22 protein-coding genes and 1 tRNA gene are annotated in these 23,437 nt (G+C 62.1%); 9 read left to right on the forward strand and 14 right to left on the reverse strand.

Going from position 1 to position 23,437, the window contains the following annotated elements; translation table 11 throughout:
• Nucleotides 1–40: 40 nt before the first annotated feature.
• From flhA to ATE48_RS12580, 10 genes are all read right to left on the reverse strand, one after another.
• On the reverse strand, nucleotides 41–2,131 hold the full coding sequence (gene flhA, locus ATE48_RS12535; protein WP_066772022.1) for a flagellar biosynthesis protein FlhA: 2,091 nt from the start codon (nucleotides 2,129–2,131) through the stop codon (nucleotides 41–43).
• Between the two features lie 8 nt (nucleotides 2,132–2,139).
• Nucleotides 2,140–3,492, reverse strand: a complete 1,353-nt coding sequence (gene flbD, locus ATE48_RS12540; protein WP_066772024.1) for a sigma-54-dependent transcriptional regulator FlbD — start codon at nucleotides 3,490–3,492, stop codon at nucleotides 2,140–2,142.
• Nucleotides 3,493–3,514: 22 nt separating this feature from the next.
• Nucleotides 3,515–3,838, reverse strand: a complete 324-nt coding sequence (gene fliN / locus ATE48_RS12545; RefSeq protein WP_083197325.1) for a flagellar motor switch protein FliN — start codon at nucleotides 3,836–3,838, stop codon at nucleotides 3,515–3,517.
• Nucleotides 3,838–4,443 carry a FliH/SctL family protein gene (locus tag ATE48_RS12550; protein WP_066772026.1) on the reverse strand — a complete coding sequence of 202 codons (606 nt, stop codon included), beginning with the start codon at nucleotides 4,441–4,443 and terminating at the stop codon, nucleotides 3,838–3,840. The genes fliN and ATE48_RS12550 overlap by 1 nt, the downstream gene beginning before the upstream one ends.
• Entirely contained in the window at nucleotides 4,443–5,504 is a 1,062-nt protein-coding gene (gene fliG / locus ATE48_RS12555; protein WP_083197326.1) for a flagellar motor switch protein FliG, read from the reverse strand. The genes ATE48_RS12550 and fliG overlap by 1 nt, the downstream gene beginning before the upstream one ends.
• A gap of 2 nt (nucleotides 5,505–5,506) precedes the next feature.
• The gene (fliF, locus tag ATE48_RS12560; protein WP_066772028.1) at nucleotides 5,507–7,120 is read right to left on the reverse strand and encodes a flagellar basal-body MS-ring/collar protein FliF; all 1,614 of its coding nucleotides are present in this window, start codon (nucleotides 7,118–7,120) and stop codon (nucleotides 5,507–5,509) included.
• A 204-nt stretch (nucleotides 7,121–7,324) separates the two neighbouring features.
• The gene (gene sciP, locus ATE48_RS12565; protein ID WP_066772031.1) at nucleotides 7,325–7,600 is read right to left on the reverse strand and encodes a CtrA inhibitor SciP; all 276 of its coding nucleotides are present in this window, start codon (nucleotides 7,598–7,600) and stop codon (nucleotides 7,325–7,327) included.
• A 142-nt stretch (nucleotides 7,601–7,742) separates the two neighbouring features.
• The gene (locus ATE48_RS12570) at nucleotides 7,743–9,176 is read right to left on the reverse strand and encodes a flagellar hook protein FlgE (protein ID WP_083197327.1); all 1,434 of its coding nucleotides are present in this window, start codon (nucleotides 9,174–9,176) and stop codon (nucleotides 7,743–7,745) included.
• Nucleotides 9,177–9,195: 19 nt separating this feature from the next.
• The gene (locus tag ATE48_RS12575; protein WP_066772032.1) at nucleotides 9,196–9,867 is read right to left on the reverse strand and encodes a flagellar hook assembly protein FlgD; all 672 of its coding nucleotides are present in this window, start codon (nucleotides 9,865–9,867) and stop codon (nucleotides 9,196–9,198) included.
• A gap of 10 nt (nucleotides 9,868–9,877) precedes the next feature.
• On the reverse strand, nucleotides 9,878–11,305 hold the full coding sequence (locus tag ATE48_RS12580) for a flagellar hook-length control protein FliK (RefSeq protein WP_066772033.1): 1,428 nt from the start codon (nucleotides 11,303–11,305) through the stop codon (nucleotides 9,878–9,880).
• Between the two features lie 370 nt (nucleotides 11,306–11,675).
• Here ATE48_RS12580 and flgK point away from each other — a divergent pair, with 370 nt between their 5' ends.
• From flgK to ATE48_RS12600, 4 genes are all read left to right on the forward strand, one after another.
• Nucleotides 11,676–13,835: a flagellar hook-associated protein FlgK gene (gene flgK, locus ATE48_RS12585; protein WP_066772034.1), complete on the forward strand. Its 2,160-nt coding sequence runs from the start codon at nucleotides 11,676–11,678 to the stop codon at nucleotides 13,833–13,835.
• An 11-nt stretch (nucleotides 13,836–13,846) separates the two neighbouring features.
• Nucleotides 13,847–14,773 (forward strand): flagellin, encoded by a 927-nt coding sequence (locus ATE48_RS12590; RefSeq protein WP_066772036.1) that lies wholly within the window; start codon nucleotides 13,847–13,849, stop codon nucleotides 14,771–14,773.
• Between the two features lie 82 nt (nucleotides 14,774–14,855).
• Entirely contained in the window at nucleotides 14,856–16,004 is a 1,149-nt protein-coding gene (gene mnmA / locus ATE48_RS12595; RefSeq protein WP_066772037.1) for a tRNA 2-thiouridine(34) synthase MnmA, read from the forward strand.
• A complete protein-coding gene (locus tag ATE48_RS12600) occupies nucleotides 16,001–16,759 on the forward strand; it encodes an alpha/beta fold hydrolase (RefSeq protein ID WP_066772039.1) in 759 nt (252 codons plus the stop codon). Before mnmA ends, ATE48_RS12600 begins: the two co-directional genes overlap by 4 nt.
• Here ATE48_RS12600 and ATE48_RS12605 read toward each other — a convergent pair.
• A complete protein-coding gene (locus tag ATE48_RS12605; RefSeq protein ID WP_066772043.1) occupies nucleotides 16,756–17,217 on the reverse strand; it encodes a MarR family winged helix-turn-helix transcriptional regulator in 462 nt (153 codons plus the stop codon). The two genes, ATE48_RS12600 and ATE48_RS12605, sit on opposite strands and share 4 nt — an antisense overlap.
• A 65-nt stretch (nucleotides 17,218–17,282) precedes the next feature.
• On the opposite strand from ATE48_RS12605, the gene ATE48_RS12610 reads away from it, so the two are divergent.
• From ATE48_RS12610 to ATE48_RS12620, 3 genes are read left to right on the forward strand one after another with little or no spacing between them, the layout of a single operon-like run.
• Nucleotides 17,283–17,777: a PaaI family thioesterase gene (locus tag ATE48_RS12610; RefSeq protein WP_066772045.1), complete on the forward strand. Its 495-nt coding sequence runs from the start codon at nucleotides 17,283–17,285 to the stop codon at nucleotides 17,775–17,777.
• Nucleotides 17,774–18,937, forward strand: a complete 1,164-nt coding sequence (locus tag ATE48_RS12615) for a thiolase family protein (protein ID WP_066772050.1) — start codon at nucleotides 17,774–17,776, stop codon at nucleotides 18,935–18,937. The genes ATE48_RS12610 and ATE48_RS12615 overlap by 4 nt, the downstream gene beginning before the upstream one ends.
• The gene (locus ATE48_RS12620) at nucleotides 18,934–19,986 is read left to right on the forward strand and encodes a DUF2332 domain-containing protein (RefSeq protein WP_228126604.1); all 1,053 of its coding nucleotides are present in this window, start codon (nucleotides 18,934–18,936) and stop codon (nucleotides 19,984–19,986) included. Before ATE48_RS12615 ends, ATE48_RS12620 begins: the two co-directional genes overlap by 4 nt.
• A 3-nt stretch (nucleotides 19,987–19,989) precedes the next feature.
• Here the strand turns inward: ATE48_RS12620 and ATE48_RS12625 are convergent, their stop codons facing one another.
• Complete coding sequence (locus ATE48_RS12625; RefSeq protein ID WP_066772052.1) at nucleotides 19,990–20,169, reverse strand: hypothetical protein; 180 nt, start codon at nucleotides 20,167–20,169, stop codon at nucleotides 19,990–19,992.
• A gap of 9 nt (nucleotides 20,170–20,178) precedes the next feature.
• The gene (locus tag ATE48_RS12630; protein WP_066772054.1) at nucleotides 20,179–21,444 is read right to left on the reverse strand and encodes a DUF3754 domain-containing protein; all 1,266 of its coding nucleotides are present in this window, start codon (nucleotides 21,442–21,444) and stop codon (nucleotides 20,179–20,181) included.
• 99 nt (nucleotides 21,445–21,543) lie between these two features.
• Here ATE48_RS12630 and ATE48_RS12635 point away from each other — a divergent pair, with 99 nt between their 5' ends.
• A complete protein-coding gene (locus ATE48_RS12635; RefSeq protein WP_066772056.1) occupies nucleotides 21,544–22,425 on the forward strand; it encodes a C13 family peptidase in 882 nt (293 codons plus the stop codon).
• Here ATE48_RS12635 and ATE48_RS12640 read toward each other — a convergent pair.
• Nucleotides 22,422–22,913: an Lrp/AsnC family transcriptional regulator gene (locus ATE48_RS12640; protein WP_066772057.1), complete on the reverse strand. Its 492-nt coding sequence runs from the start codon at nucleotides 22,911–22,913 to the stop codon at nucleotides 22,422–22,424. The genes ATE48_RS12635 and ATE48_RS12640 overlap by 4 nt on opposite strands.
• 180 nt (nucleotides 22,914–23,093) lie before the next feature.
• On the opposite strand from ATE48_RS12640, the gene ATE48_RS12645 reads away from it, so the two are divergent.
• Nucleotides 23,094–23,170, forward strand: a tRNA-Met gene (locus ATE48_RS12645).
• Nucleotides 23,171–23,437 lie beyond the last annotated feature (267 nt).

The raw sequence follows: 23,437 nt of genomic DNA on the forward strand, positions 1-23,437 counted from the left end.
GTTAATTACTAAGAATACGGATGTGGAGTCCAGGCGCCGCTCAGATCTGCCCCATCGCCTTCAAGCGCACCTTCGCGTGCACTTCCGATTGGCCCATCACCGCCGTCGACGGACGGAAGCGTTCAATGAGCGAGCGCACGAACGGACGGATGTTCGGCGAGGTGAGCATCACCGGCGTTTCGCCCATTTGCGCCGATTTCTCGAATGCGGTGCGCACGTCGGCGACGAAATCGTGCAGCTTGGATGGCGCCAGCGCCAAGGTTCGCTGTTGACCTTCGCCGATGAGCGCTTCAGCGAATGCGAGCTCCCAGTTCGGTGAAAGCGTGAGGATCGGCAGCGCGCCGGCGGCGTTACGGTGCTGGTAGCAGATTTGACGCGCAAGGCGCGCGCGCACGTGCTCGGTGATGAGCACAAGATCGTGCATGGCAGGTGCGGCTTCGGCGATCGCCTCGATGATGGCGCTGAGATCGCGAATGGAGACGCGCTCTTTGAGCAAGTTCTGCAGCACGCGCTGAACGCCCGACCAAGAAATGTGCGCAGGCGCGACATCGTCGAGAAGGGTTTGGGTGTCCTTCGGAAGTTCTTTGATGAGCTTCTTCACCTCAGAGAAGGTGAGGAGTTCGCTCATGTGCTCTTTGATGACCTCGGTGAGGTGTGTCGCGAGCACCGTTGCTGGATCAACAACCGTGTAACCGCGGAAGCTGGCTTCTTCGCGCGCGCGCTCGTCGATCCATTTTGCGTCGAGGCCAAAGGCCGGCTCCTTCACTGCTTCGCCAGGCAATGCGATGCCGGCGCCGGTTGGGTCCATCGCCAACAGGTGGCCCATCTTCAGCTTGCCTTCGCCGGCATCCATTTCGCGAATGCGGATGGCGTATGCGTCGGCCGGCAGCTGAACGTTGTCGAGGATGCGCACGCTCGGCATCACGAAGCCGTAGTCTTGCGCCAGGGTCTTGCGGAGCGCCTTGATTTGATCCGTGAGGCGGCGGCCTTGCACGTCGTTGATGAGGGGCAGGAGCGCAAAGCCGATCTCGATGCGGGCGTCGTCCATGGCGAGTGACGATTGCGGCGTCTCTTCGACGGCGGGTGCAGGCGGCGCCGCTTCAGCCGCCTTCGCTTCGGCAGCGCGGCCTGCTTGGCGCAGTTGCCATGCCAGTGCGCCTGCGCCTGCGGCGAGGAGCAAGAACGGAATCTTCGGCATGCCGGGGAGCAATCCCACACCCAGAGCACATGCGGCGACGACGCCAAGTGCGACCGGATAGGAAGCGAGTTGCTTGGCGAAAGCCTTATCTGCGGCGCCGTCGATGCCGGCTTTGGTCACCAGCAGGCCGGCGGCGACCGAGATAATCAGCGCCGGAATTTGCGTCACTAGGCCGTCGCCGACGGTGAGCAGCGTGTAGGTGTGTCCGGCTTCGGCGAAGTCCATGCCGTGCGAGACGACGCCGATAATGATGCCGCCGATGATGTTGATGAAGACGATCAGCAGGCCGGCGATTGCGTCGCCGCGGACGAACTTGGACGCACCGTCCATGGCCCCGAAGAAGGAGCTTTCGTCTTCAAGCGCTTTACGGCGCTCGCGCGCCTGGGTTTCGTTGATGAGGCCGGCGGAGAGATCGGCGTCGATCGCCATCTGTTTGCCGGGCATCGAATCTAAGGTGAAGCGCGCCGCCACTTCGGCGATACGCGTCGAGCCTCGGGTGATGACCACGAAGTTCACGATCACCAAGATCGCGAACACGATGACGCCGATCACGAACTCGCCGCCCATGACGAATTGCGCGAAGGCGGCGATCACTTCGCCGGCGGCGTGTTCGCCGCTTTGACCATTGGCGAGAATGAGACGCGTCGATGCGATGTTGAGCGCCAGCCGCAGCAGTGTGGCGAGCAGCAAGACCGACGGGAAGGCGGTGAATTCGAGTGGCTTTTTGATCATCAGCGCCGTCATCAGCACGAGGATCGAGAAGATGATCGACACCGCCAGCAGCATGTCGAGCAAGAATGGCGGCAGTGGCACCAGCATGATCGACAAAATGCCGAGCACGACTGCAGCGAGGCCGATTTCGCCGCGCATGACAAAGCCGCGCAGGACGTCGAATGAGAGATCGTTGCCTTGCGGCTGTGCAGCGTCCGTCATGTGTTAGCTCAAGCCGCCTGTCCGGTTGGGGGCGGAGGGATGCGCAGCCCCTCGTCCGAGTACTGCTTCAGCTTGTTGCGCAGCGTGCGGATGGAGATGCCGAGAATGTGGGCGGCGTGCGTGCGATTGCCGAGGCAGTGCGTCAGCGTCTCGAGAATGAGATCCTGTTCGACTTCGGCGACGGTGCGGCCAACGAGATTGCGAGCGGCCGCTTGCGCGGCTTCGATGGCGTCGCCGGTGGAGTCGCGGTGACCGACGGGCGCGCCGTCCGGAGCACGGATCGCCTCGGGACCGACATCTTCGCCATTGGCGAGCAGCACTGCGCGGTGCATGGCGTTTTCAAGTTCGCGCACGTTGCCTGGCCAGCGATGGCTCATGACTTGCGCCATGGCTTCGCGTGAGAGCTTGCGGGCGGGGCGGCCGTTTGAGCGCGCATATTTGTCGATGAAAAATTGCGATAGCGCCGCCAGATCGTCCTTGCGCTCGCGCAGCGGCGGGATGCGAAGGTTCACGACGTTGAGGCGATAGAGCAGGTCTTCCCGGAACTCGCCGCCGCGAACCAAGGCGTTGAGATCGCGGTTCGAGGTTGCGAGCACGCGGATGTTGACCGGCACCGGTTTGTTGCCGCCGACGCGATCGATGACGCGCTCCTGCAGCGCGCGCAGCAACTTCGATTGCAGGCGCAAGTCCATTTCGGAGATTTCGTCGAGCAGCAGCGTGCCGCCGTCGGCCTCTTCGAATTTGCCGATGCGGCGTGCGATGGCGCCGGTGAACGCGCCTTTCTCGTGACCGAAGAGTTCGGATTCGAGCAGGCTCTCCGGGATCGCCGCGCAGTTCACGGCGATGAACGGCTTGTCCTTGCGCTTGGATTTCTTGTGGACGTAGCGCGCGAGCACTTCCTTGCCGACACCGCTTTCGCCGGTGATCATGATCGAGGCGTCGGACGCGGCGATTTGATCGGCCATCGTCACGACATGCTTCATGGATTCATCGGCGGCGATGAGCGGACGTTCGTCATCGCAGACAGCCGCGAGCACAGCGGCGATCAGCTCCGCATCCGGCGGCAGCGAGATGTATTCGCGCGCGCCGGCGCGGATGGATTTGGCGGCGGCCATCGGATCGATGCCGACGCCGGCCGCCACGATCGGCACCACGATGTGTTCTGCTTCGTTCGCCGTGATGAGGGCGGCGATGTCGAGGCGCGCGTCCACCATTAAGAGGTCGGCGCCGCGGCCTGCGCGCAATGCGCCGGTCGCTTGCTCGATCGTGTCCACGTGCGCGACCTTGGCGCCGTGATCCATCGCGATCTTCGTGGCTGCGGAGATTTGTCCTCCGAGCGGGCCAACGATGAGTAGACGCATTTCCGTTCTCCTCGCGACGCCCTTAGGCGCCGTCGCCGTCCTTAATGATTTCCGTCATGGTCACGCCGAGGCGTTCGTCGACAACGACGACTTCACCACGCGCGACGAGACGGTTGTTCACGTAAATGTCGATGGCTTCGCCGACTTTGCGGTCGAGCTCGATCACTGAGCCGCGATTGAGGCGGAGCAGGGACGCCACTTCCATGTTGGCGCGTCCGAGCACGGCTTGGATGTGCACCGGCACGTCGTAGACGGCCGCGAGATCGGCGGCGCTGCGCTCAAGGTGATCCCCGCCCGCGTTCAAGTCCGGCGTCGGTTGGAATTCGTCGAGTTTCAGATCGCTCATCAGTGCGCCTCGTTCGCCGCGAGCGCGGCTTCGATTAATTCTTCAATGCGCCGCGCCGCATCGGCCGGGTCGAGTGCGATAACGCCGTCCGACCAGTCGATGACGACGGCGCCGTTCTTCAAGCCGGGATCGGCGCGCACGAGTATCGCGCTCGCGTAGGCGTGCGTTTCGCACATCAAGGTGATGCGCGGCTTCAGTTGCTCGACCATGTCGGCTGGGAGTTTCACAACCAGGCGCGGCTGGTGGCGCAGGCCATCCATCGCGGCTTCGACCGCTTGCACGACACGCTCGATGCCGTAGCTGTCAAGCGCGGCGCCGGCGATCTTTTGCGCTGCCGCCAAGGCAATACGCGCGGCTTCGGTGCGCATGGCGTGGCTTTCAGCATCGAGGCGCGTTAGCACGGCAGAGGTTGCGTCGGCGATGGCTTCGAGTGCGGCGGCGATGCGGCGCTCAGCTTGAGCGACGGCGTCGTTCTTGCCTTTTTCGTACGCGTCGGCGTTCGCGGCTTGCACTTGCTCGGGCGTGATCCGCTTGGACGGTTCACGCATGATCTCGCCTTCAGGGGAGAACTCGGTATCGAAGGCGTACTTGCGGATGTTGCTCATCAGTAGATCAACTCATCTTCTGACTTGCCATCCGACAGCACGATTTCGCCGCGCGCGGCGAGGTCCTTGGCGATCTGCACCATGCGTGTTTGTGCGGCGTCCACGTCCTTCAGGCGCACCGGCCCCATCGAGGCCATGTCGTCCTTCAAGAGCTTGCCGCCGCGCTCGGACATGTTGGTGAAGAAGAGATTGCGCAGCGTATCGGACGCGCCCTTGAGGCCAATGGCGAGATCGCTCTTGTCGACGGCGCGCAACAATGTCTGGATGCCGCCGGCGTCCAGTTTGCCGAGATCTTCGAACACGAACATCAGCGCCTTGATGCGATCGGCGCTTTCGTTGCTCTTGCTTTCGAGCGCGCCCATGAAGCGGGCTTCGGTCTGGCGATCGAAATTGTTGAAGATCTCCGCCATGAGTTCGTGACTGTCGCGCTTGGAGGTGCGCGCAAGGTTCGACATGAACTCGGTGCGAAGCGTCGTCTCGACTTTTTCCAGGATGTCGCGCTGCACGGGCTCCATTGCAAGCATGCGCATGACGCATTCGGCCGCAAAATCCTGCGGCAGTTCGGCCAAGACCTTGGCCGCATGCTCGGAGCGGACCTTCGCCAGCACGACGGCTACAGTTTGCGGGTATTCGTTCTTAAGGTAGCTGGCGAGAACGGTCTCGTGGACGTTCGCGAGTTTATCCCAGATGTTTCGACCCGCGGGACCACGGATTTCTTCCATCAGGGCGTCGACTTTTTCCTTAGGCAGAATTTGCATCAGCATGCGTTGGGTCTGTTCGACCGAGCCCATGATGGCGCCTGCGCCGGAAAGTCGTTGGATGAATTCGTGGACGAGCGCCTCGACGACCGCCGCGGGCACAACCCCCAGCGACGCCATCGCTTGCGAGACTTCCTTGATCTCTTCCTCGTCCATCACCCCCCACATCTTCTTGGCGTCTTCGCCAAGAGCCATGAGGATGATCGCCGCCTTCTCCGCGCCGCTATAGCGTGACAAATCAGCCGAAGCTGATGAGCCCTCAGGGCGCGCATCTGACGGGTTGGGGCGGGTGAGGGCGTTCATCGCTAAGCGTTATTCAGCCAGCCGCGAATGATCTGAACAGATTCATCCGGATGTTGCTCAACGACTTCTGCGACTTTTTTGACTGACGACGCGCGTACGCGGCCATTGATTTGAGCGATATCGATGCCGTCGTCCGGCGCCGGCAGCGCGGCAGCGGCGCCCGAGCCGCCACCTGAACTCGGACCGGCGAGTGCAGGCACAGCGCCCGCGCCTGCGGCCGCAGCATTGGCGCCGCCGCGCAGCAGACCGCTGACCAGCGGGCTCAGCACGAAGAAGAGGAAAGCGAGCGATGCGATCAAAGCCGCCACGATTTCGATGATGCGCGTTACATCGAGGCCGCCGAGGAAGTCGAACATGCCGGGCTCTGCGGCAGCCGCGCCGCTTGGCGCGAGGCTCGCGAACTGGGTGTTGACGACTTCGACGATGTCGCCGCGCTCTTGGTTGAAGCCAACGGCGGAGCGCACGAGGGCGGTGAGGCGCTGCATCTCTTCTTCAGTGCGCGGTGCATAGGTCGGTGCGGCGCCATCAGCTCCGGGCGTAGTTGTGCCATTGACCGCCACGGCCACTGAGAGTCTGCGGATGCGGCCCCCTTCGCTGATCTCGGTGCGCGTGGTGTTCGAGATCTCGTAGTTGACCGTTTCCGAGCTTTGGTTGTTTTCGTTCTGCGGGCCGTTTTGCGATGCGCTGGCGTTCGCGTCCGGGACGTTGGCGCCGGCTGTCGTGCCACGCGAAGTTTCGCCGCTGCGGCCTGTTTCTTCGGAAGTTTGGGTCGAGCGAACGACCCGGCCTTCCGGATCGAAAGTCTGCGTTGTCGAGCTGACGCGGTTGAAGTCCATCTCTGCGGAGATTTGGACGCGCGCATTACCTTGACCGACGATCCCTTCGACGATGTCAGTCACGGTGCGGCGGATGCGGTCTTCTGTTGAGACTTGTCGCGCGTCGATGCCGTCTGCCGCGCCTTCTTCGCCAGATTGGGCCGCAGCGAGGAGGCGGCCGGTTTCGTCGACGATGGTGACGCGGTTGGCGCTGAGGCCAGGCGTGGCGCTGGCGACGAGGTTACGGATGGCGCGAACCTGACCGGTGGTCAGTTCATCGCGACGCAACTGGATGACGATCGAAGCCGTGGGCTGGTCCGCGTCACGCGAGAAGAGTTGGCGCTCCGGCAGCACGAGGTGCACGCGTGCTGAGGCGACACCGTCCAGTGAGCCAATCGTACGCGAGAGCTCGCCCTCGAGCGCACGCAGGCGATTGATGTTCTGTTGGAACTGGGTTTGGCCGAGCGCGTCGGGTTCGTCAAAGATCTCGTAGCCGATGGAGCCGCGCGAGGGCAGGCCGTCGGCCGAGAGCATCATGCGTGCATTGAACACTTCAGAGCGCGCGACATAGATCGAGCCGCCGTCTTCGCGGATCTCGTAGGGGATGTCGGCCGCTTCCAGGCGTTGGGAGATTTCCGCCATCTCCCGGGTCTCGACGCCCGCGAACAGCAGCGCTTTTGATTCGCCGCCCATGCGGAACACGAGGGTGAAGAGCAGCGCCGCGACCACTGCTGCGATGCCGAGCATCGCAAACAATCGGGTAGGGCCTGCCTTCAGTAGAAGTTGAGTGAAGCCGTTCACGCCAGTCCTCTGCACGCACGGGGAGCTCGCCCAGAATCACTGGGCAAATCTCACCGGTCGGCAGAATTTGCCGGGCTGCGGATGAAACAAGAGTTAATCCGAAAGCCTGAGTGCAGACGGCGCTAAACGCGCAAAGACCCCCGCCGGGGAGACGGGGGCCTTTGAAAGCCTTGATACTGACAGCTGCCAGCGTGGCGCGGTCGGTTAGACCGCGCGGTAGTGCTGGATGCGCGTAGTGCGCAGGCCAGGGAGGCCATGCTTTTCGATTGACTTACGCCAGCCGTCGAATTCCTCTTCAGAGAGGCCGTAACGTTGGCAGGCATCTTCCATCGTCAGCAGACCGCCGCGAACCGCAGCGACAACTTCTGCCTTACGGCGGATGACCCAACGGGTCGTTCCCGGCGGCGGCAGATCGTCCAAAGTGAGGGGATTCCCGTCGGGACCCATCACCACCCCATCATATCGGCGTTGCTTCTGCATGCGCCTTTCTCCTTCTTAGCAACCCACAATAACTCGGATCGCTAAAGAAACGGCTAAGACGCTGGAGGAATCAGGCGAAGAAGCGTGTCTCGAATTAGAACATGAGTCTCTTACTCATTTCTTACCCGAGCCACGCTTCAGCCTATCGTTTGATCATCAAAAGCTCTTCGAGCATTTGGTCGGCGGTTGTAATGATCCGCGACGCTGCGGAGTAGGCGCGCTGCGTCGTGATCAAGCTTGTGAACTCAGTCGCGAGATCGACGTTCGAAGCTTCAAGCGCACCCGAAACGATGCGGCCTGCGCCGCCGGCGTTCGATGAGTTGATGTTGTAGAGGCCAGACTCCAGCGTGGTTCGGAATGCGCCACCTTGGTCCGCCTTCAAGCCGTTCGGGTTGAGGAACGTCGCCAGCGGGATCTGGTAGAGCGCGCGCGCACGGCCGTTCGAGAACTGCGCCGTCAACATGCCGTCGCCTTCAAGCACGAGGCCGACGAGATCGCCTGGCGGCACGCCATCCGCCGTCACCGAGGTGACGCCGAAGCTGTTGGCGAACTGGGTCATGCCGGTCGACAGATCGAGCGTCACGCCTTGCGCCGCAGCGCCCGTGGATGTTGCCCAGTTCACGGTGAACTGGCTGTCGATGTCTTGGGCGGTCGATGCGGTGCCATGTGGCTGCACGCTCGCGACCGTGCCGTCGGTGTTGAAGTTGACGATACCGGCCGCGAGCAGGCCGCCTGTGCCCGAGCCGCCCGTAATGTTCGAGTTCGGGCGCGCATAGGCTTCGACGCGCCACGTGTTCGGGCCTGTTTTCAGGAAGCCGAAGGCGACCGTGCGAGCCGCGCCCAAGCTGTCGTAGATTTCGAGCGAGCTTTCGAAGTGCGGCGTGATCGTGCCGGTGGCCATGTCGCCGACGTCGTAAACGCCCTGTGCGTTGGCGTAGTCTGCTTGCGCCGAATTGAGGTTGGCGTTGAGGCCAACGTTGGCCGTGGGTTCGGCAAGACCGCCGACGCCGGAAATGTTCACCGGCTCGATCGCCGAGAGCGAAGTCGGAGAGGAGGTGACGCTGCCGTCGGCGGCGACCGGCCAGCCCTGCAAGAACAGGCCTTGCGCGTTGACCATGTAGCCGGCGGCGTCGATGGTGAACGAGCCAGCGCGCGTGAACAGCACCGAGCCGCCATTCGAGAGTTGCTGGTTGTTGGTCGATACGATGAAGAAGCCATCGCCGGAGATTGCGAGGTCGGTTGGTGAGCGCGATTGCTCGAGCGATCCTTGCAGCGAGATTTGCTGGCGCGTCAGCGGCAGCACGCCGCCGGCGTTATAAGTCGTGTTCGAGTTCTGTGCGTTGACCAGCGCCGAGAAATCGACGCCGCCGCGCTTGTAGCCAACGGTGTTCACGTTGGCAATGTTGTCGGAGATGACGGCGAGGGCGCTCGAGTTGGCGGTGAGGCCAGAAACGCCCGCACGCAAAGCGGTATAAATAGACATAAGTCCCAGCTCCATCGCCGCGCGCGTCCCACCGGGCGCGGCAAAAATATTGATACTGATGGAGCGCTTCTGCGCGTATCGCGGCGTTCGCATTCGGCGAACACCTTATGTGTCAGCCGTTGTTGAGCACCGATCGAATTGAAGCCAATTCTCTTGTACCGGCAGGCGTGATGACGACGGGCGAGTCTCCGGTAAAATCGACGCCCATGATGGTTTCGCGCACAGAGACGGTCGGAGTAATCGCGGTTCCCGACGCATTTTGCGCGCTAATGACGATTTGATAGACGCCGTCGGCGGCCGTGCTGCCGTCCGTGCGGGCGCCGTCCCAAGCGAAGAGATGCTCGCCGCCGCCGCGCGCCGCGTTGTTGGTCTCGTAGACCGTGCGGCCCTGCATATCCTTGACCGAGATGGTCATCGAGGTTGCGGCTTCCGGCAGGCGATAGGCCCAATTGGCTTCGCCGCCGGCGAGATAGGTTTCGTCCGCCGAGATGATCGCATCCTTTCCGAGATAGGAAAGGGCGGCGCCGGCAGCAGCGGCGTTGTACTGACCGGCTAAGCCTTCGAGTTGCTCGTTGGTGCGGATCTGCTGTTCAACTTGGCTGAACTGCACCAATTGCTGCGTGAATTGCGTTGAATCCATCGGCGCGAGCGGATCTTGATTCTGCAACTGGGCCGTGAGCAGCACGAGGAAGGTGTCGTAATTGTCTGAGAGACGCGTGCGTGAACTCGCAGAATCCGTCTGCGTTGTCGTGGCGCCAGCATTGATGCCTGAAAAATCGACCATTGCTTTGCCTCTAAACCATCACATCCACGCGCACGCCGCGCCACCGCTCGTATCCGATCGGTCGCGCGATAGGCGCTGGTTGCTGTTCGCTTGTTGCGGCGTTTTCGCCGCCAGGATTCCGTGAGCTTGGGTTCGCGTCTTGTGCGTCTCGCTCGCCTTGTGCGCCTTGGCGCAAGTCGAAGGAGAGGCCGGCGTCGCTGAGTTGCAGGCCGGCCGACTGCAATTGCTGCTCAAGCTCACGCGCATGGCGGGCAAGTTCGGTCAGCGCTTGAGGATTATCCGCGGTTACGATGGCGGTGACGCGATTGTCGCGCGTGACTTCCATGCGCACGTCGACGCGTCCAAGTTCGGCTGGATCGAGGCGCATCTCGAAATTGGTCGTGCCGCCGTTGAAGCGGCGGATGATTTCCCGGCCCACTTGGGCGGCCGCCGGCGCCGCGCGCTGCGCGCCCGTTTCAGCCGAAGCGTGCTGTACGTGTGTGCTTGCTTGCGACGCCGTCGTTGAGATCGCTGAATTTTCGGCGATCTGCGAAGTGTCCGGCGCGTTGGCGTTGGTTTGCGGGGCGGGCAGGGCGTCAATGCTGGCGTTGTTGGCGTTCGATGCTTTCGGCGCTTGTGCTTGCGCCTTTGCGTGAGCGACCGGTGCTTCTGTCTTGGCGTCCCGTGCATCCGGTGTGGCTTTAGCGTCGATTGTCTGCGCTACATCCTTGGTCGTGCGCGCGGCTGGCGGTGACGCAACTTGAGGGGCGGGGTTGATGGTTGCTGCGATTGCTTGCTGAACCGCTTGTGGCAAGTCGGTTGTTGCAGCCTGCTGAGGATTTTCCTGCTGCTGCTGCTGCGCAGTTGGATCTGCGTTTGTCTGTGCGGGCTGCTGCGTTTGCGGCGCCGTTTCGGGCTGCGCGGCTTTCGACGTCGCGTCCTTCACGTCCGGCGTTGCCGCCTTGTTCGAGGCGTTCGCATCGACGGGTTCGCCGGCAGCACCAGTATCGGTGGGCGCTTTCGCCGAGGCGTCGGGAAGCGTTGGGGCTGGAGTGGTTGGTGGTGCGGCGAGTTGCGCATCGAGCGGCGCGATAGGCGCGTCATCTTGCGGCTGCGCTTGCTGCGGCGCCGGCTCTGCGGCGGCGAGTTGCACGATGATGGGCGCTGCAACGGGCGGCGCGGTAGGCGGCAGCGGACCACCGAGAAGCGCGGTGTCTGGATCGATGTTCTCTTCGGTGGCTTCGCTGTCTTCGCTGCGTGGCGCGCGTGCTTCGACCGGCGCTGCGTTGTCATTGCGCGCTTCGTTTTGCGTCGCGGCGGGACGCTCACGCGGCTCGCTCGCTTCGTCGAGGTGATCATTGAACGAGCGGTCGTTGGCATCGGGCGCAGATGTGGCCTGCGCCGGCCGGCTTGGCGGCGGCGGGAAGGCGTCACGTACTGGCTCCGGCGCGAAATCCATAGGTCCCCCGAACTGAACGCCTTGAGTCACGTCCAGCCAGCACCCCTGAGCAAGCTCCGGGCCACGTCGCTAACCATAATAAAATTCAATTAAATCCGTGATTTACATGGAGACGCTGATCTTGTGGTGTGGACTTTGCGGCAATTTCCGCCGGTCCGCTGGGCAGCTTCTGCCGGGCGATTAACCATGGCCCCAAGCTTGCGTGGTGAACCGCTGATGCTTTGCGTTCGGGCCCTCCGGCCATGCCCGTGGAGCGGGGAGAAAGCGTGTTGTTTCAAGCGCTTATCAGTGATCTTGCGGCGCTCTACGCGCGTGCGCACGCCCGGCAGATTTCGCCGGGCGCCGGGCGCTTTTTGCCGGGGGCCCGCTCATGGTCGGTCTAACCAGCGTCCTGCTCTCGGGGCTTTCAGGTTTGCGCGCGGCGCAGACCGGCGTCGCGACGGTTTCGCAAAACATCGCCAACGCCAACACGCCTGGCTACGTACGCACCGAGATGATCCTCGCGCCGCGCACCCAGATTGGCGCGGGCGCGGGCGTTGAGATCACCGGCATCAAACGCGCGGCCGATCGCTTCCTCGCGACGGCGAGTTACATTGCAGCATCTGCCGCGAGTTCCGCTTCGGCGCGCTCTGATCTTTTGTCTCGTGCGCAGCAAAGTTTCGGCGATCCATCGGACGCATCGTCGGTGTTTGGCGCCGTTGATGAGTTCTGGTCGGCGCTGACCGCGTTGGGTGTTGATCCATCGTCCAGCTTGCGCCGTTCCGATGTCGTGAGTGCTTTGCAGGCAACGTATGACGAGATTCATCGCATTGGTGGATCGTTGCAAGATTTGATCAGCGAAGCGGACCAGCGCATCGGCGATGCGGTGTCAGAAGCGCAGGGGCTGATCGATCGTATTGCGCAGCTCAACAGCGAAATTCGCTTGAACCAGCGCGTGGGCGCCGATTCAAGTTCGGCCGAGAACGCGCAATCAGCGCTAATCGATCAACTTTCGGCGCTGATGGATGTGCGCACGACACCGCAAGCCGATGGCGGCGTGCATGTGCGCACCGGTGGCGGCGCGCTGCTTGTCGGTGTCGACGCGGCGCGGTTGAGCTACACGCCGGATTCGTCGCCTTATGCGACGCATGGCGTCATTTCGCTCAACGCAGATGTAGGTTCGCAGACAAACATTGAATCGTTCCTGACTGGCGGCAGTATCAAAGGCCTCCTGCAAGCGCGCGATGTCGATCTACCAGGCATGGCGGAGGCGCTGGGCGGATATGCGGGCGTGCTCGCGGACGCCATGAACGCGGTTCACAACGAAAACACGTCCTCACCGGCGGTGTCTTCGATGACTGGGCGCCAGACCGGCTTGTTGAGCACTGACGCGCTCAACTTCACCGGCGTTTCAACAATCGCACTGACGGACGCCACCGGCGTTCTGCGTGATCGCCTGACCATCGATTTCGACGCGATGACGATCACTTCGGAATCGCCGACGAACTCGATCTCGTTTGCGGGTGGCGGCACGATTGGTGATTTCATCGATGCGTTGAACACAGCGCTGGCTGCGGAAACGCCTTCCGGTACGGCGTCCTTCACCGATGGCGTGCTTTCGCTGAACGTCAACGGCAATGGCGGCATCGTCATCCAGCAGGACGCCGCCGATCCGGCGCTACGGGCCGGACGCGGCTTCTCGCACTTCTTTGGTCTGAACGATCTTATATCGCGGCCGACTCCGCTTTTCTTTGAAAGTGGGGTCAGCGGAACGGACGTGCATGGCTTCGCCGATAATGGCGTCATTCAATATCAAATCCGCGATAGCCAGGGCCGCTTTATCGCCGATCGCAGTATTACGATCAGCGGCGCGCTCTCTGCGCCGGGCGCGACTTGGAACGATGTCCTCAGCGCACTGAATGCAACGGGCACGGGGCTCGGCGAGTACGGTGCATTCTCTCTGAACAGTAGCACGGGACAGATCACGTTCGCCGCCAATCCAGCGTTTAAGGTCGAACTCGTGACCGACACGACGCAGCGGGGCAACACCGGCGTTTCGCTCTCGGCGTTAAACGGCCTCAGCGCCTCGGCGACGGCGGGGCGCGCGACGGAGATCGATGTCAATTCGCGTGTCGCTGCGAACGCAACGCGGCTTGCTGTGGCGCGCCCAAACATTACGGTCGCGATCGGTTCGAAGATCATCGAAGCTGGCGACAATCGCGGCGCCAACGCGCTTGCGGCCGCTCGCGACGCCACGCGAAATTTCTCCACCGCCGGCGTGCTCACCGCGCAAACCGGCACGCTCGCAACCTACGCATCGCGGCTTGGGGGTGAGGCGGGACGGCTTGCGAGCGACGCTGAGCGCCAAGCTGCAGGCGCCGCCGCTGTTGCGACCGCCGCCGCCGATCGGCGCGGCGAAATGGAATCCGTCAGCATCGACGATGAGTTGATGAAGATGACGACCTATCAAAACGCTTACGCCGCCGCCGCGCGCGTGATCCAGGCCGCAACCGAAATGCTCGATACGCTGATGACTATCGGCTACCGCTAAGAGTGAACTAGATGTCCGGAACACCGATCAATGCCCGCTTCTTCATGCGCGCCCAGGGCGACGTCCGGCGCATCACAGGAGAACTCGGCAATTTGCAGGCGCAGATTGCTTCGGGCGCAAAGGCAAACACGCTGCAGGGCTTTGGTAGCGCTTCAAGCCGCATACTCAGCGCTTCCAGCATGCGCTCGAACACGGATGCGCGCGCCTCGGTGCTGACGCAGCTCGACTCGCGGTTCGGCATTCAATCGGCTGCCCTCGGGCAAATTTCTGACGCCACTCAGTCATTGGCGCTGACAATTCGCGAGGCGATCAGCGCCAATGACGGGCGCGGCATCGGCACCGAGCTGGAGCTGGCCTTCAATAGCATCGTTACGGCGTTGAACGAGACGTGGAACGGCCAACCAATGTTCGCGGGCGAGCGACTGGATGGTTCGCCGGTGAAGATCACCACGCTCGATGAGCTGGCGACCACAGTGCAGCCGGAAGATCTCTTCAATGAAGGGGAGCGCCATCAGATCATCGATCTGGGCGATGGTTCACCGATCAAGCTGGCGTCGAAGGCTTCGGAACTCTCGACGGACCTGTTCAACACGCTCCGTCAGATCAAATACATTCTCGATGGGGCCGGTGGCACACTCGGCTCGCCGATGACGGGCTCATACACTGACGTGCTGACCAACGTCGCCGCTGATCTCGATTTTCACGCCAAGAGTTTCGTAAACGAGGAAGGCCGCACCGGCCAGCTGCAGAAGCGCTTCGATGAAAATCGCACGCGCCTGGAAGCGCAATCAGACCTGCTGACGAAGGAGATCGGCGATCAGACCGATGCGGATCTCGCAGAGGTGTCGATCAGGCTCAATACGCTGCTCGCCCAATATGAGGCATCGGCTAAAACTTTTGCTGAACTCTCCCAATTGAGCTTGCTGAAGTACATCTAACGCCCTTGCGTCCCACGAGCTCGCACGTCATATCCCCAGCTTGAATTTCGTTCCGGACCTTGAATCCGGGAGGGGATAGAAGATGACAATGCTCGACGCGCCACCGGCACGCACTCTCAATTCATTGGGCTTTGCAAAGCCGCCGCGCGAGACGCGCGTGGTCGCCGCCATGTCCGGCGGCGTGGATTCCTCTGTCGTCGCCGCGATGTTGAAGCGCGAAGGCTATGACGTCGTTGGCGTCACGTTGCAGCTTTATGATCACGGCGCGGCAGTGAACAAGCCGGGCGCCTGCTGCGCCGGGCAAGACATTCACGATGCGCGCCGTGTCGCCGACGCCATGGGCTTTCCGCACTATGTGCTGGACTACGAAAGCCGCTTTCGTAGTGCGGTGATGGAAGATTTTGCGGACACATATCTCGCCGGCGCGACGCCCATTCCTTGCGTTCGCTGCAATCAAACCGTGAAGTTCAAAGATCTGAAGCGTGTTGCAGAAGATCTAAGCGCCGATTGCCTAGTGACCGGTCACTATGTGCAGCGCCTCGAAGGCGATGGCGGGCCTGAGCTTCATCGCGCTGCGGACGCATCGCGAGATCAAACTTATTTTCTATTCGCGACGACGCACGAGCAATTGAGCTATCTGCGATTCCCGCTGGGCGGCATGCCAAAGAGCCGCGTGCGCGATCTGGCGGATGAACTTGGTCTTCGCGTCGCCGCCAAGCCCGATAGCCAAGACATCTGTTTCGTGCCGAATGGCAAGTATCAAGACGTCGTGGAAAAGCTTCGGCCGGGCGCGATCGAACCGGGCGAGGTGGTTCACGTCGATGGCCGTGTGATGGGTGCCCATAATGGCGTCATCAACTTTACCGTGGGCCAACGGCGTGGCTTGGGCATTGCTACCGGCGAGCCGCTCTTTGTGGTGAAGCTCGATGCGCCGAATAAGCGCGTGATCGTCGGGCCGCGCGAGGCGCTCGGCGTATCACGCATTGCGCTCAAGGAAGTGAACTGGATCGGTGAACAGGTTGCGTCCGAGGATGATCTCAACGGGCGTGAAATCCTTGTTCGCGTGCGATCAACGCGTGAACCGGTTCCCGCGAAGCTTGCCATCGATGCGGGCTGGTCGGTCTTGCTTGACGTGCCGGAAGAAGGCGTAGCTCCGGGGCAAGCTGCCGTGTTCTACGACCCGCGGACCACGCGAGTGCTCGGCGGTGGCTGGATCATGGCGACCCAATGAGTCTCGACGAACAGGCCCGCGCACTGCTCAACGAAGTGATGATGCCGAAGCGCCGGGCGCGTCAGCGTATTGCTGAGCCGCTGCGCGATGCACGGCAGATCGAGATCGAGACGCCCTTAGGCAAGATTGCTGCTTGGCGCCTTGGCGAGGGACCTGCGGTGCTGCTGGTGCATGGTTGGCAAGACGACAACTCGCTCTGGAGCCCGCTCATTCAGTCGCTTGCCGATATTGGCGTGGCGAGTGTGGCGTTCGATTTGCCGGGGCATGGTTTTTCCAGCGGCGAGGTATGTCCGCCCGTGGGCGCCGCCGCGGTGCTGCAGGCTGTAGCGCGCGAGCTCGGCCCGATAGACGCAGTTGTGACCCACTCATTTGGCGGGCCGGTGACGGGCTTTGCATTGATGAACGGATTTAGTGCACGCCGTATCGTGCTGATCGCCGCGCCCCGCGGTCGTAACAAGAGATGGTTCGATTTCGCGGAGGAACGCGGCATCTCCGCGGATGTCGTGCATCGTGCGCGTGAGCTCTACGCCATTGACGCTGGCCTTCACGCCGACTTTGATCTTGCGGCAGTCGCGCCCGCGACCGAGACGCTCATTTTGCACTCGATGGATGACGACGCTGTTGAATGGGAAAATGGCCAAGCCATTGCAGACGGCTGGCCGAGCGCGGAATTGGTTCTCTGTGATGGATTGGGCCACCGCATGATCGCTCAGGATCGCGGCGTCATTGAGCGCGTGGTGCAATTCGTCGCTTAGACTGCGAGTTTCTCGGTTGCGTGGAGCACGCGCTCGACATCGCGCGGCGAGACGACCTTGCTCGCCTCGGCTTGAGCCTGCTTCCATCCGGAATAGGCGGACTTGAGGCGCGCGCGGCCCTCGCGCGTTAGCCGCAGACGTCTGATGCGGCCGTTGTCGGGATCGGTAAACATCTCGATCCAACCTGCATCTTCCATCGGCCGAAGCGTTCGCGTCAGTGTGGATGGCGACAGTTCACGCTTTTCCGCCAGTCGCGACATTGTGAGATCGGGTTCTTCGCTGATGCCGGCGAGCAGGCCGAACTGCGACATGCTCACGCCGCTGGCGGCCAGGCGCGCCTCGTAGTGCGACAAAAGTCGCTTTGAGGCTAAGCGCAGCCGCAAATAGAGGCAGGGAGGCGCCTGCTTTGCCGGGATGAGAGGCGAAGGCGTCTCGGATTTTGGCTGACGTTTCGGCATCTTGACGGCCTTGGCTCTGAGTTCTACGTCCGTAATACTTGTAGATACAAATAAGGCAAGTCGAGATGGCTGACGCCTCTTCCCAAGACGCTAAATCCGCAGCTCAGGCGCTGCTCGGTATGTCGGGCCTTGAGGCGATGCGTTTTCTCTTGGCCGGCAATCATCCGCCGCCGTCGATCGCGATCACGTTGGGGTTTACGCTCGCTGAGGTCGACGATGGACGGGCCGTCTTTTTGGGTGATCCGACGGATCGCATCCTTAATCCGCTTGGCATCGTTCACGGCGGCTGGGCGCTTACGTTGATCGATAGCTGCACGGGGTGCGCGGCGCACACGACGCTGCCCGCTGGCGTCGGCTACACAAGTGTCGAGACCAAGACCAATTTCGTACGCGCGATTAGTCCGGATACAGGGCAAGTGCGGGCTGAAGGCGTTGTGCTCTCGCGCGGTCGCAGCATCATCACCACTGAAGGCAAGCTAATCGATTCACGCGGTCGCCTGTTGGCGCACGGGACCTCGACGATTATGGTGCTGCGCAAAGAAGGAAGGTCATCTCAATGAGCCAGGAAGATATCGTCATCGTCGGCATGGCCCGAACGCCTATGGGCGGTTTGCTGGGTGAACTTGCAAATCTCTCGGCGCCAGAACTTGGCGCAGTGGCGGTGAAGGCTGCGGTCAAGGAAGCGGGCGTCGCGAGCGCGGATGCGATCTTTATGGGCAATGTGCTGAGCGCGGGATTGGGGCAGGCGCCGGCTCGTCAGGCTGCGCTGAAGGCGGGGCTCGATAAAGGCACGCAGGCCGTGACGCTGAACAAGATGTGCGGTTCAGGGCTGCAGGCGGTGGCGATGGCGCGTCAAGCGCTGCTCTCGGGTGAGAGTGATGTGGTGATCGCCGGCGGCATGGAAAGCATGACCCGCGCGCCGTTCCTGATGCAGAAGCACCGGGCTGGTCAGAAGTACGGTCATGACAAACTGTTCGACCATATGGCGCTCGATGGTCTTGAGGACGCTTACGAAGGCAACGCCATGGGCGTGTATGCCGATCAGGCGGCGAAGGACTACCAATTCACCCGCGAGGCGCAGGATGCCTACGCGCTTGAAACGCTGCGCCGCGCTCAGAGCGCCACCAATGAAGGTCGTTTTAAACGCGAGATCGTCGCAATTGAACTGAAGACGGGCGTGCTCGATACAGATGAACTTCCGCGCAAGGCCAAGCCGGATAAGATTCCGTCTTTGAAACCGGCGTTCACGGCGGACGGCACGGTCACGGCGGCGAATGCCTCGGCGATTTCAGATGGCGCGGCGGCTTTGGTGCTGATGCGTCGCGGCGATGCTGAAAAGCAGGGCAAGAAAATTATTGCGACGATCGTTGCGCAGTCTTCACACGCGCAAGAGCCGCAGAAGTTCACTTCGGCGCCGGTTCCGGCGATCCAGAAGGCGCTCTCGCGCGCCGGCTGGAAGCCTAGCGATGTCGATCTTTGGGAAATCAACGAAGCGTTTGCCATCGTGCCGATGATTGCGATGAAGGAGCTTGGCATCAGCCATGACATCATCAACGTGAATGGCGGCGCCTGTGCGTTGGGTCACCCGATAGGCGCCTCCGGCGCGCGCGTGCTCGTGACGTTGCTGGCGGCGCTTGAAGAGCGCGGCGCCAAGCGCGGCGTCGCTTCGCTCTGTATCGGCGGCGGCGAAGGCATCGCTCTTGCGGTGGAACGCGCGTGAACGAAAAGATCCTCGCGCACTTCGCTGAGCAGGCGATGTATTGCGACATGTTCGGGTCGCCGTTTACCTCGCAGCTGATCAGGGCAATGAGCGAGGATTACCAGAGCGGCGGCCCGATTGCGGCGCAGCTCGAGGAGTGGAACACGAGCCCGCGCGCCGATGCGTTAGCGCTTCGTCTGGCGGGCTATTTCCATCATGCCGTGCTTGTCGGACGCGAAGCCGCGTTGGCGGCGCATTATCCGTCCAGCCTAGCAAATTGGAGCATCGAGGACGTTTGGCCATTGGCGCGTGCACTGCTTGAGCGTGAGCCGAATGCGGCTGCCGCCTTCATTCGCTCGGCGCCGCAAACCAATGAAACGCGCCGTTCGATTGCTTTGCTTGCGGCGTTCTTGAGGTTTGCGGATTCCTGGAAGGGCGAGGTCGACATGCTCGAGATCGGCGCCAGCGCCGGCCTCAACATGAATTGGGATTTGTACACGTATCAAACCAAGAGCTGGGCCTGGGGTGCGCAAGGTCCGGTGCAGATCGACACTGACTGGAATGGTCCGCCACCGCCGATAGCCGACATCGCCGTGCGCCATCGCGCCGCTTGCGATCTCAATCCGCTCGACATCAGTGACGAGCATGAGCGGCTGCAATTGCGATCTTACGTGTGGCCGGATCAACCGGAACGGTTGGCGCGATTTGATGGCGCGGTGGCGTTGGCGCGCGAGACTGGCGTTCACGTAGAGCGGGCAGATGCGGCGCACTGGTTGGCGCAGAAGCTGAGCGCGCGCGCCGACGATGCAGCAACGATCGTGTACCACTCGGTGTTTTTGCAATATCCCCCGCGTGAGGCGCGCGAGGCGATTGTTGATGCGATCTTATCGGCCGGCGCCCGTGCGACCGAACGTGCGCCACTGGCTTGGGTACGGCTCGAGCCGGAAGCGCTGACGGACGATGCGCGCGATAGCCCGCGGATGGTGATCGATGTCACGACGTGGCCAGGGGCGAAGCGCCGGATCGTTGGCTACACCGATGGTCACGTCCGCGCGGTGTACGCCGTTTAAAACTCAGCGCAGTTTTGCGATGGCAAGGCCGTCAGCCTTGGCGCGTGTCTTGATCGATTCTTCGCTGCGGGTGAGCGATTTTGAGATCGCCTTCAATGACATGCCTTTCTTGGCATACATGTGCAGCTTTTGAATTTCTTCGCTGGTCCACGGCTGCTTATGGCGTTCAAATCGCTCGGTCATGCCGCACTCCTATTGTCTGCGCGCCGAGAAGTTGAAGAGACTGTCCCAAGCAAGGTCGAGTTTGGCGAGCGCTTCGGGTGGTGCGATCGCGGTATAGCTTTCGCCTTCGCGCGCCACGAGCCCTAAGCGCTCAAGCTTGCCGAGGGCGTCGTGAATTTCGAAATCGATCTGAAGAGAAAGGCGCTCGCGGAGGAACGTTTCGCAGAAATTGTCGATCTCGGCCTTCGCGAGCGGGCGGCCTTCGCGGCGAAGGATCGCATAAGCGAGGAACGCCTCCTTCGCGTCTTGCTCTTCGCCGGCGCCGATCAGGAGGTCGAGCACGCCGCTATTGTTGGCGATATTGCGGAAATAGACGGTGTCGGCGAGCTGCTTCTGATAGCGCAGGGTTTGCGCTTCGTACTTAAGGCGCTGGCGCATGATGAACGCGCCGACGGCGACCAAGCCCGAAACGGCGGCGAGGGCGCGCTTTAGTTCGCTTTCCTCGATTGCGCCTTGGGCGCCAAAATAGGCGGCAAGCACAGCGAAGATGACCGTCAGCGCCGGCCACAGATTGAGCAGAACCGGAACGCCGGCAACAACCGCGGGACCGGCGAGCATGGCCTGATCGCGGGGCCGCATGCTTGGGCGCGCGCCCGGATGCAAGGTCACGAGTTCGGGACCCGCGACGCTTCGGAAGTGCTTCACGAGCGCCGCGCCTTGGCGCACGCCGCGGCGCATGCGTTTCAAAGCGCGGCGATCTTCGCGCGCCGCCGCTTCGTCTTCGGCCTTGAAGCCGACGAGCACGACAACGTCGTTCATCGTCTGCACTTCGATTTGTTCGCGCTGCAGACCGAACCATTTTTTGAACGAGAGTGTTTCGATGTGAGCGCCGCGCGCAAAAAAGCGTACGCGGCGGATGCCGCCGACCGACGGTTTGATCGCCAGCCCTGTGATGCGCTTGGTGGCTTCGCGGCTTTGCACCGTGTCGGGATCGATCTCTACGAAATTGGCGCGCGCAAGAGCGTCGCCGAAGTCGCGTTCGAAGGCTTCGAAGGCGCGCAGGGTGACGTCGCGTCGAGACGCCGGCGCGTCGGGATCGAGCGGATCGTAAAGCGCCTTCAATGCTTCGAGCTCCGCGTGCGCTTCGTGGTGAAGCAAAGCGCCGAGCAATTTCAGCACGTCCGCCATGGCCTGCGTCTCGCCAGGCGGCCCTGCCGCGGCGATGGCTTCGGCCAGCTCGGCCTTGCGAACAGCGATGTATCCGTCCCGCCGTGGCGGTGTCGTCCCCTCAGACATGGGGCAGTGCTAACCCAGCGCGCGGCCGGACGCTATGCGGAACGGCGGTTGCGAAGGTCGCGGAAGCCGGTGAAACTGGCGCCCGAAGAGGGGGGGCTAATGCGGGCAAACGGGCTGATCGCGGTGATTTTTGGCGCTGTCCTATTGACAACGGCCGCGCCCGCGACGGCGCAGCAACAGCGCGATCCCTTTAACGGCCAGTTCGGCGCGCTCGAAATTGCGCCGACGCCGGCGGACGCGGTGCGTTTGGCGCGGCTCATGGGCGACACGCTAAATAGCCTGCAGCCGCAACGTCCGGGCGTGCAGGACGTTTATCTGCTCAGTGTTTCGTTCTGGGGTGATCCTGTATTCGAGCGCGAGGCGGTGCAGGCCGAAGAGATTTTGCGCCCGCATCTTGGCGCCGATGGGCGCTCGATCATCTTGTCGGCAGGTGGCCAAGGCACGCGCGCGTACGCAGCCGCGACGCCGGACAATTTCGCCGCCGCGATCGGTTACATTGGCGCGACAATGGATCCGAACGAAGATCTGTTCGTGCTGTTCTTCACGACGCACGGTCAGTCGGACGGCGTGGCGGCAATTCGCGAGCACAATCGCGTGTTCGCAGGTTTACGCCCCGCGCATCTTAGCACCATGCTTTCGCAGGCAAACATCCAGAACCGTGTGGTGATTGTTTCGGCGTGTTTCTCCGGCTCTTTCATCGGCCCGCTGATGACGGATAACACCGTGATCATGACTGCTGCGGCGCCGGACAGATCCTCGTTTGGCTGCCAGCCGCAGAACAATTGGACGTTCTTTGGCGATGCTTACTTCAATCGTAGCGTTCGTGAGAATGGCGACATGATTGGATCATTCGATCGCGCCAAGCGGCTGATCGCGCAATGGGAGCGCGAGCAGAATTTGTCGCCGCCTTCGAACCCGCAAATCTATGTTGGCCAGCGCGGCGCGGCGATGTTGCGCCAAGCAGAGCGCAACGCGCACTAACCTTCGAGATCGCCGGCAATCAGTTCCAGCGGCGCCGCAGTGGTGCGCTTGGCGGCGCGCATCACGATGCGTGATTGCACGTCGCTGACGAGACCAAGTCCCAGCATCTTATCGCGCAGGAAGTCGTCGTAGGCGTGCATGTCTTTGGTGATGACGCGCAACATGTAGTCGACAGCGCCTGTGACGGTTGCGCAATCGACCACTTCCGGCCATTTGGTCACTGCGGCTTCGAACTTCTCCAAGTTTTCGCGCGACGGCAGCTGCAGCTTCACCGAGGCAAACACTTCGAACGTGAGGCCAAGCTTTTCGTGATCGAGCAGGGTGACTTGTTGCTTGATCACGCCAGCCTTCTTCAAACGCTCGATGCGGCGCCAAGCAGGAGAGGACGAAAGGCCGACCTTAGCGGCGATGTCCGCGATCGACAGGCTGGCGTCCTGCTGGAGGAGGTCGAGGATGCGGGCGTCGATGGCGTCGAGCGGTTCGGACAAAATTGCCTCCCAAGTGCCTTATGGCGGCAGGTTGTCCCATGCTTGCGCCGCACGTTGCTGTTTCGCAAGGCCAGGCGGGTCATATGGCGAAAGGAAGTTGCGTTTTGGCGTCTGGACTGGTGCGAAATGCGCCTGGACGGCTTGCCCGGCGCGCTCGCCGCGCGTATGTGACCGCCCTTCGGTGGCGTAGCTCATCTGGTTAGAGCGTGGGATTCATAACCCCAAGGTAGGTGGTTCAAGTCCACCCGCCACCACCAACCACCCCAGAGTTTCGATAGTCCGGGGGCGTGGGGGGCAAAAATCCCCGCCAATTCGGCGACCTTGCGTTTCAACTCCGCGATAGAGAGACCGCCAACGTCGCGAATTGGCGCTTGGATGGCGGTTCATCTCTCGGGGCAGATTTCAAGCCTTGGGCTTTTTCGCCAGAGACCGATTGGCGGCGTCTGCGTGGTGATCGCTCAGGCTATGCGAATTGCTCGCCCCATCGCAGCGGGATCGTCGCCTTGATCAGACTGATCAGAGAC

It is taken from the genome of Candidatus Viadribacter manganicus (assembly GCF_001679665.1).
In the GTDB taxonomy this organism is placed as follows: Bacteria; Pseudomonadota; Alphaproteobacteria; order Caulobacterales; family Aquidulcibacteraceae; genus Vitreimonas; species Vitreimonas manganica.

Bases quoted from the DNA above. Each gene is read 5' to 3' on its own strand.
- flhA (WP_066772022.1), bottom strand. From the start codon at position 2,131: ATGACGGACGCTGCACAGCCGCAAGGCAACGATCTCTCATTCGACGTC.
- flbD (WP_066772024.1), bottom strand. From the start codon at position 3,492: ATGCGTCTACTCATCGTTGGCCCGCTCGGAGGACAAATCTCCGCAGCC.
- fliN (WP_083197325.1), bottom strand. From the start codon at position 3,838: ATGAGCGATCTGAAACTCGACGAATTCCAACCGACGCCGGACTTGAAC.
- ATE48_RS12550 (WP_066772026.1), bottom strand. From the start codon at position 4,443: ATGAGCAACATCCGCAAGTACGCCTTCGATACCGAGTTCTCCCCTGAA.
- fliG (WP_083197326.1), bottom strand. From the start codon at position 5,504: ATGAACGCCCTCACCCGCCCCAACCCGTCAGATGCGCGCCCTGAGGGC.
- sciP (WP_066772031.1), bottom strand. From the start codon at position 7,600: ATGCAGAAGCAACGCCGATATGATGGGGTGGTGATGGGTCCCGACGGG.
- ATE48_RS12570 (WP_083197327.1), bottom strand. From the start codon at position 9,176: ATGCGAACGCCGCGATACGCGCAGAAGCGCTCCATCAGTATCAATATT.
- ATE48_RS12575 (WP_066772032.1), bottom strand. From the start codon at position 9,867: ATGGTCGATTTTTCAGGCATCAATGCTGGCGCCACGACAACGCAGACG.
- ATE48_RS12580 (WP_066772033.1), bottom strand. From the start codon at position 11,305: ATGGATTTCGCGCCGGAGCCAGTACGTGACGCCTTCCCGCCGCCGCCA.
- flgK (WP_066772034.1), top strand. From the start codon at position 11,676: ATGGTCGGTCTAACCAGCGTCCTGCTCTCGGGGCTTTCAGGTTTGCGC.
- ATE48_RS12590 (WP_066772036.1), top strand. From the start codon at position 13,847: ATGTCCGGAACACCGATCAATGCCCGCTTCTTCATGCGCGCCCAGGGC.
- mnmA (WP_066772037.1), top strand. From the start codon at position 14,856: ATGACAATGCTCGACGCGCCACCGGCACGCACTCTCAATTCATTGGGC.
- ATE48_RS12600 (WP_066772039.1), top strand. From the start codon at position 16,001: ATGAGTCTCGACGAACAGGCCCGCGCACTGCTCAACGAAGTGATGATG.
- ATE48_RS12605 (WP_066772043.1), bottom strand. From the start codon at position 17,217: ATGCCGAAACGTCAGCCAAAATCCGAGACGCCTTCGCCTCTCATCCCG.
- ATE48_RS12610 (WP_066772045.1), top strand. From the start codon at position 17,283: ATGGCTGACGCCTCTTCCCAAGACGCTAAATCCGCAGCTCAGGCGCTG.
- ATE48_RS12615 (WP_066772050.1), top strand. From the start codon at position 17,774: ATGAGCCAGGAAGATATCGTCATCGTCGGCATGGCCCGAACGCCTATG.
- ATE48_RS12625 (WP_066772052.1), bottom strand. From the start codon at position 20,169: ATGACCGAGCGATTTGAACGCCATAAGCAGCCGTGGACCAGCGAAGAA.
- ATE48_RS12630 (WP_066772054.1), bottom strand. From the start codon at position 21,444: ATGTCTGAGGGGACGACACCGCCACGGCGGGACGGATACATCGCTGTT.
- ATE48_RS12635 (WP_066772056.1), top strand. From the start codon at position 21,544: ATGCGGGCAAACGGGCTGATCGCGGTGATTTTTGGCGCTGTCCTATTG.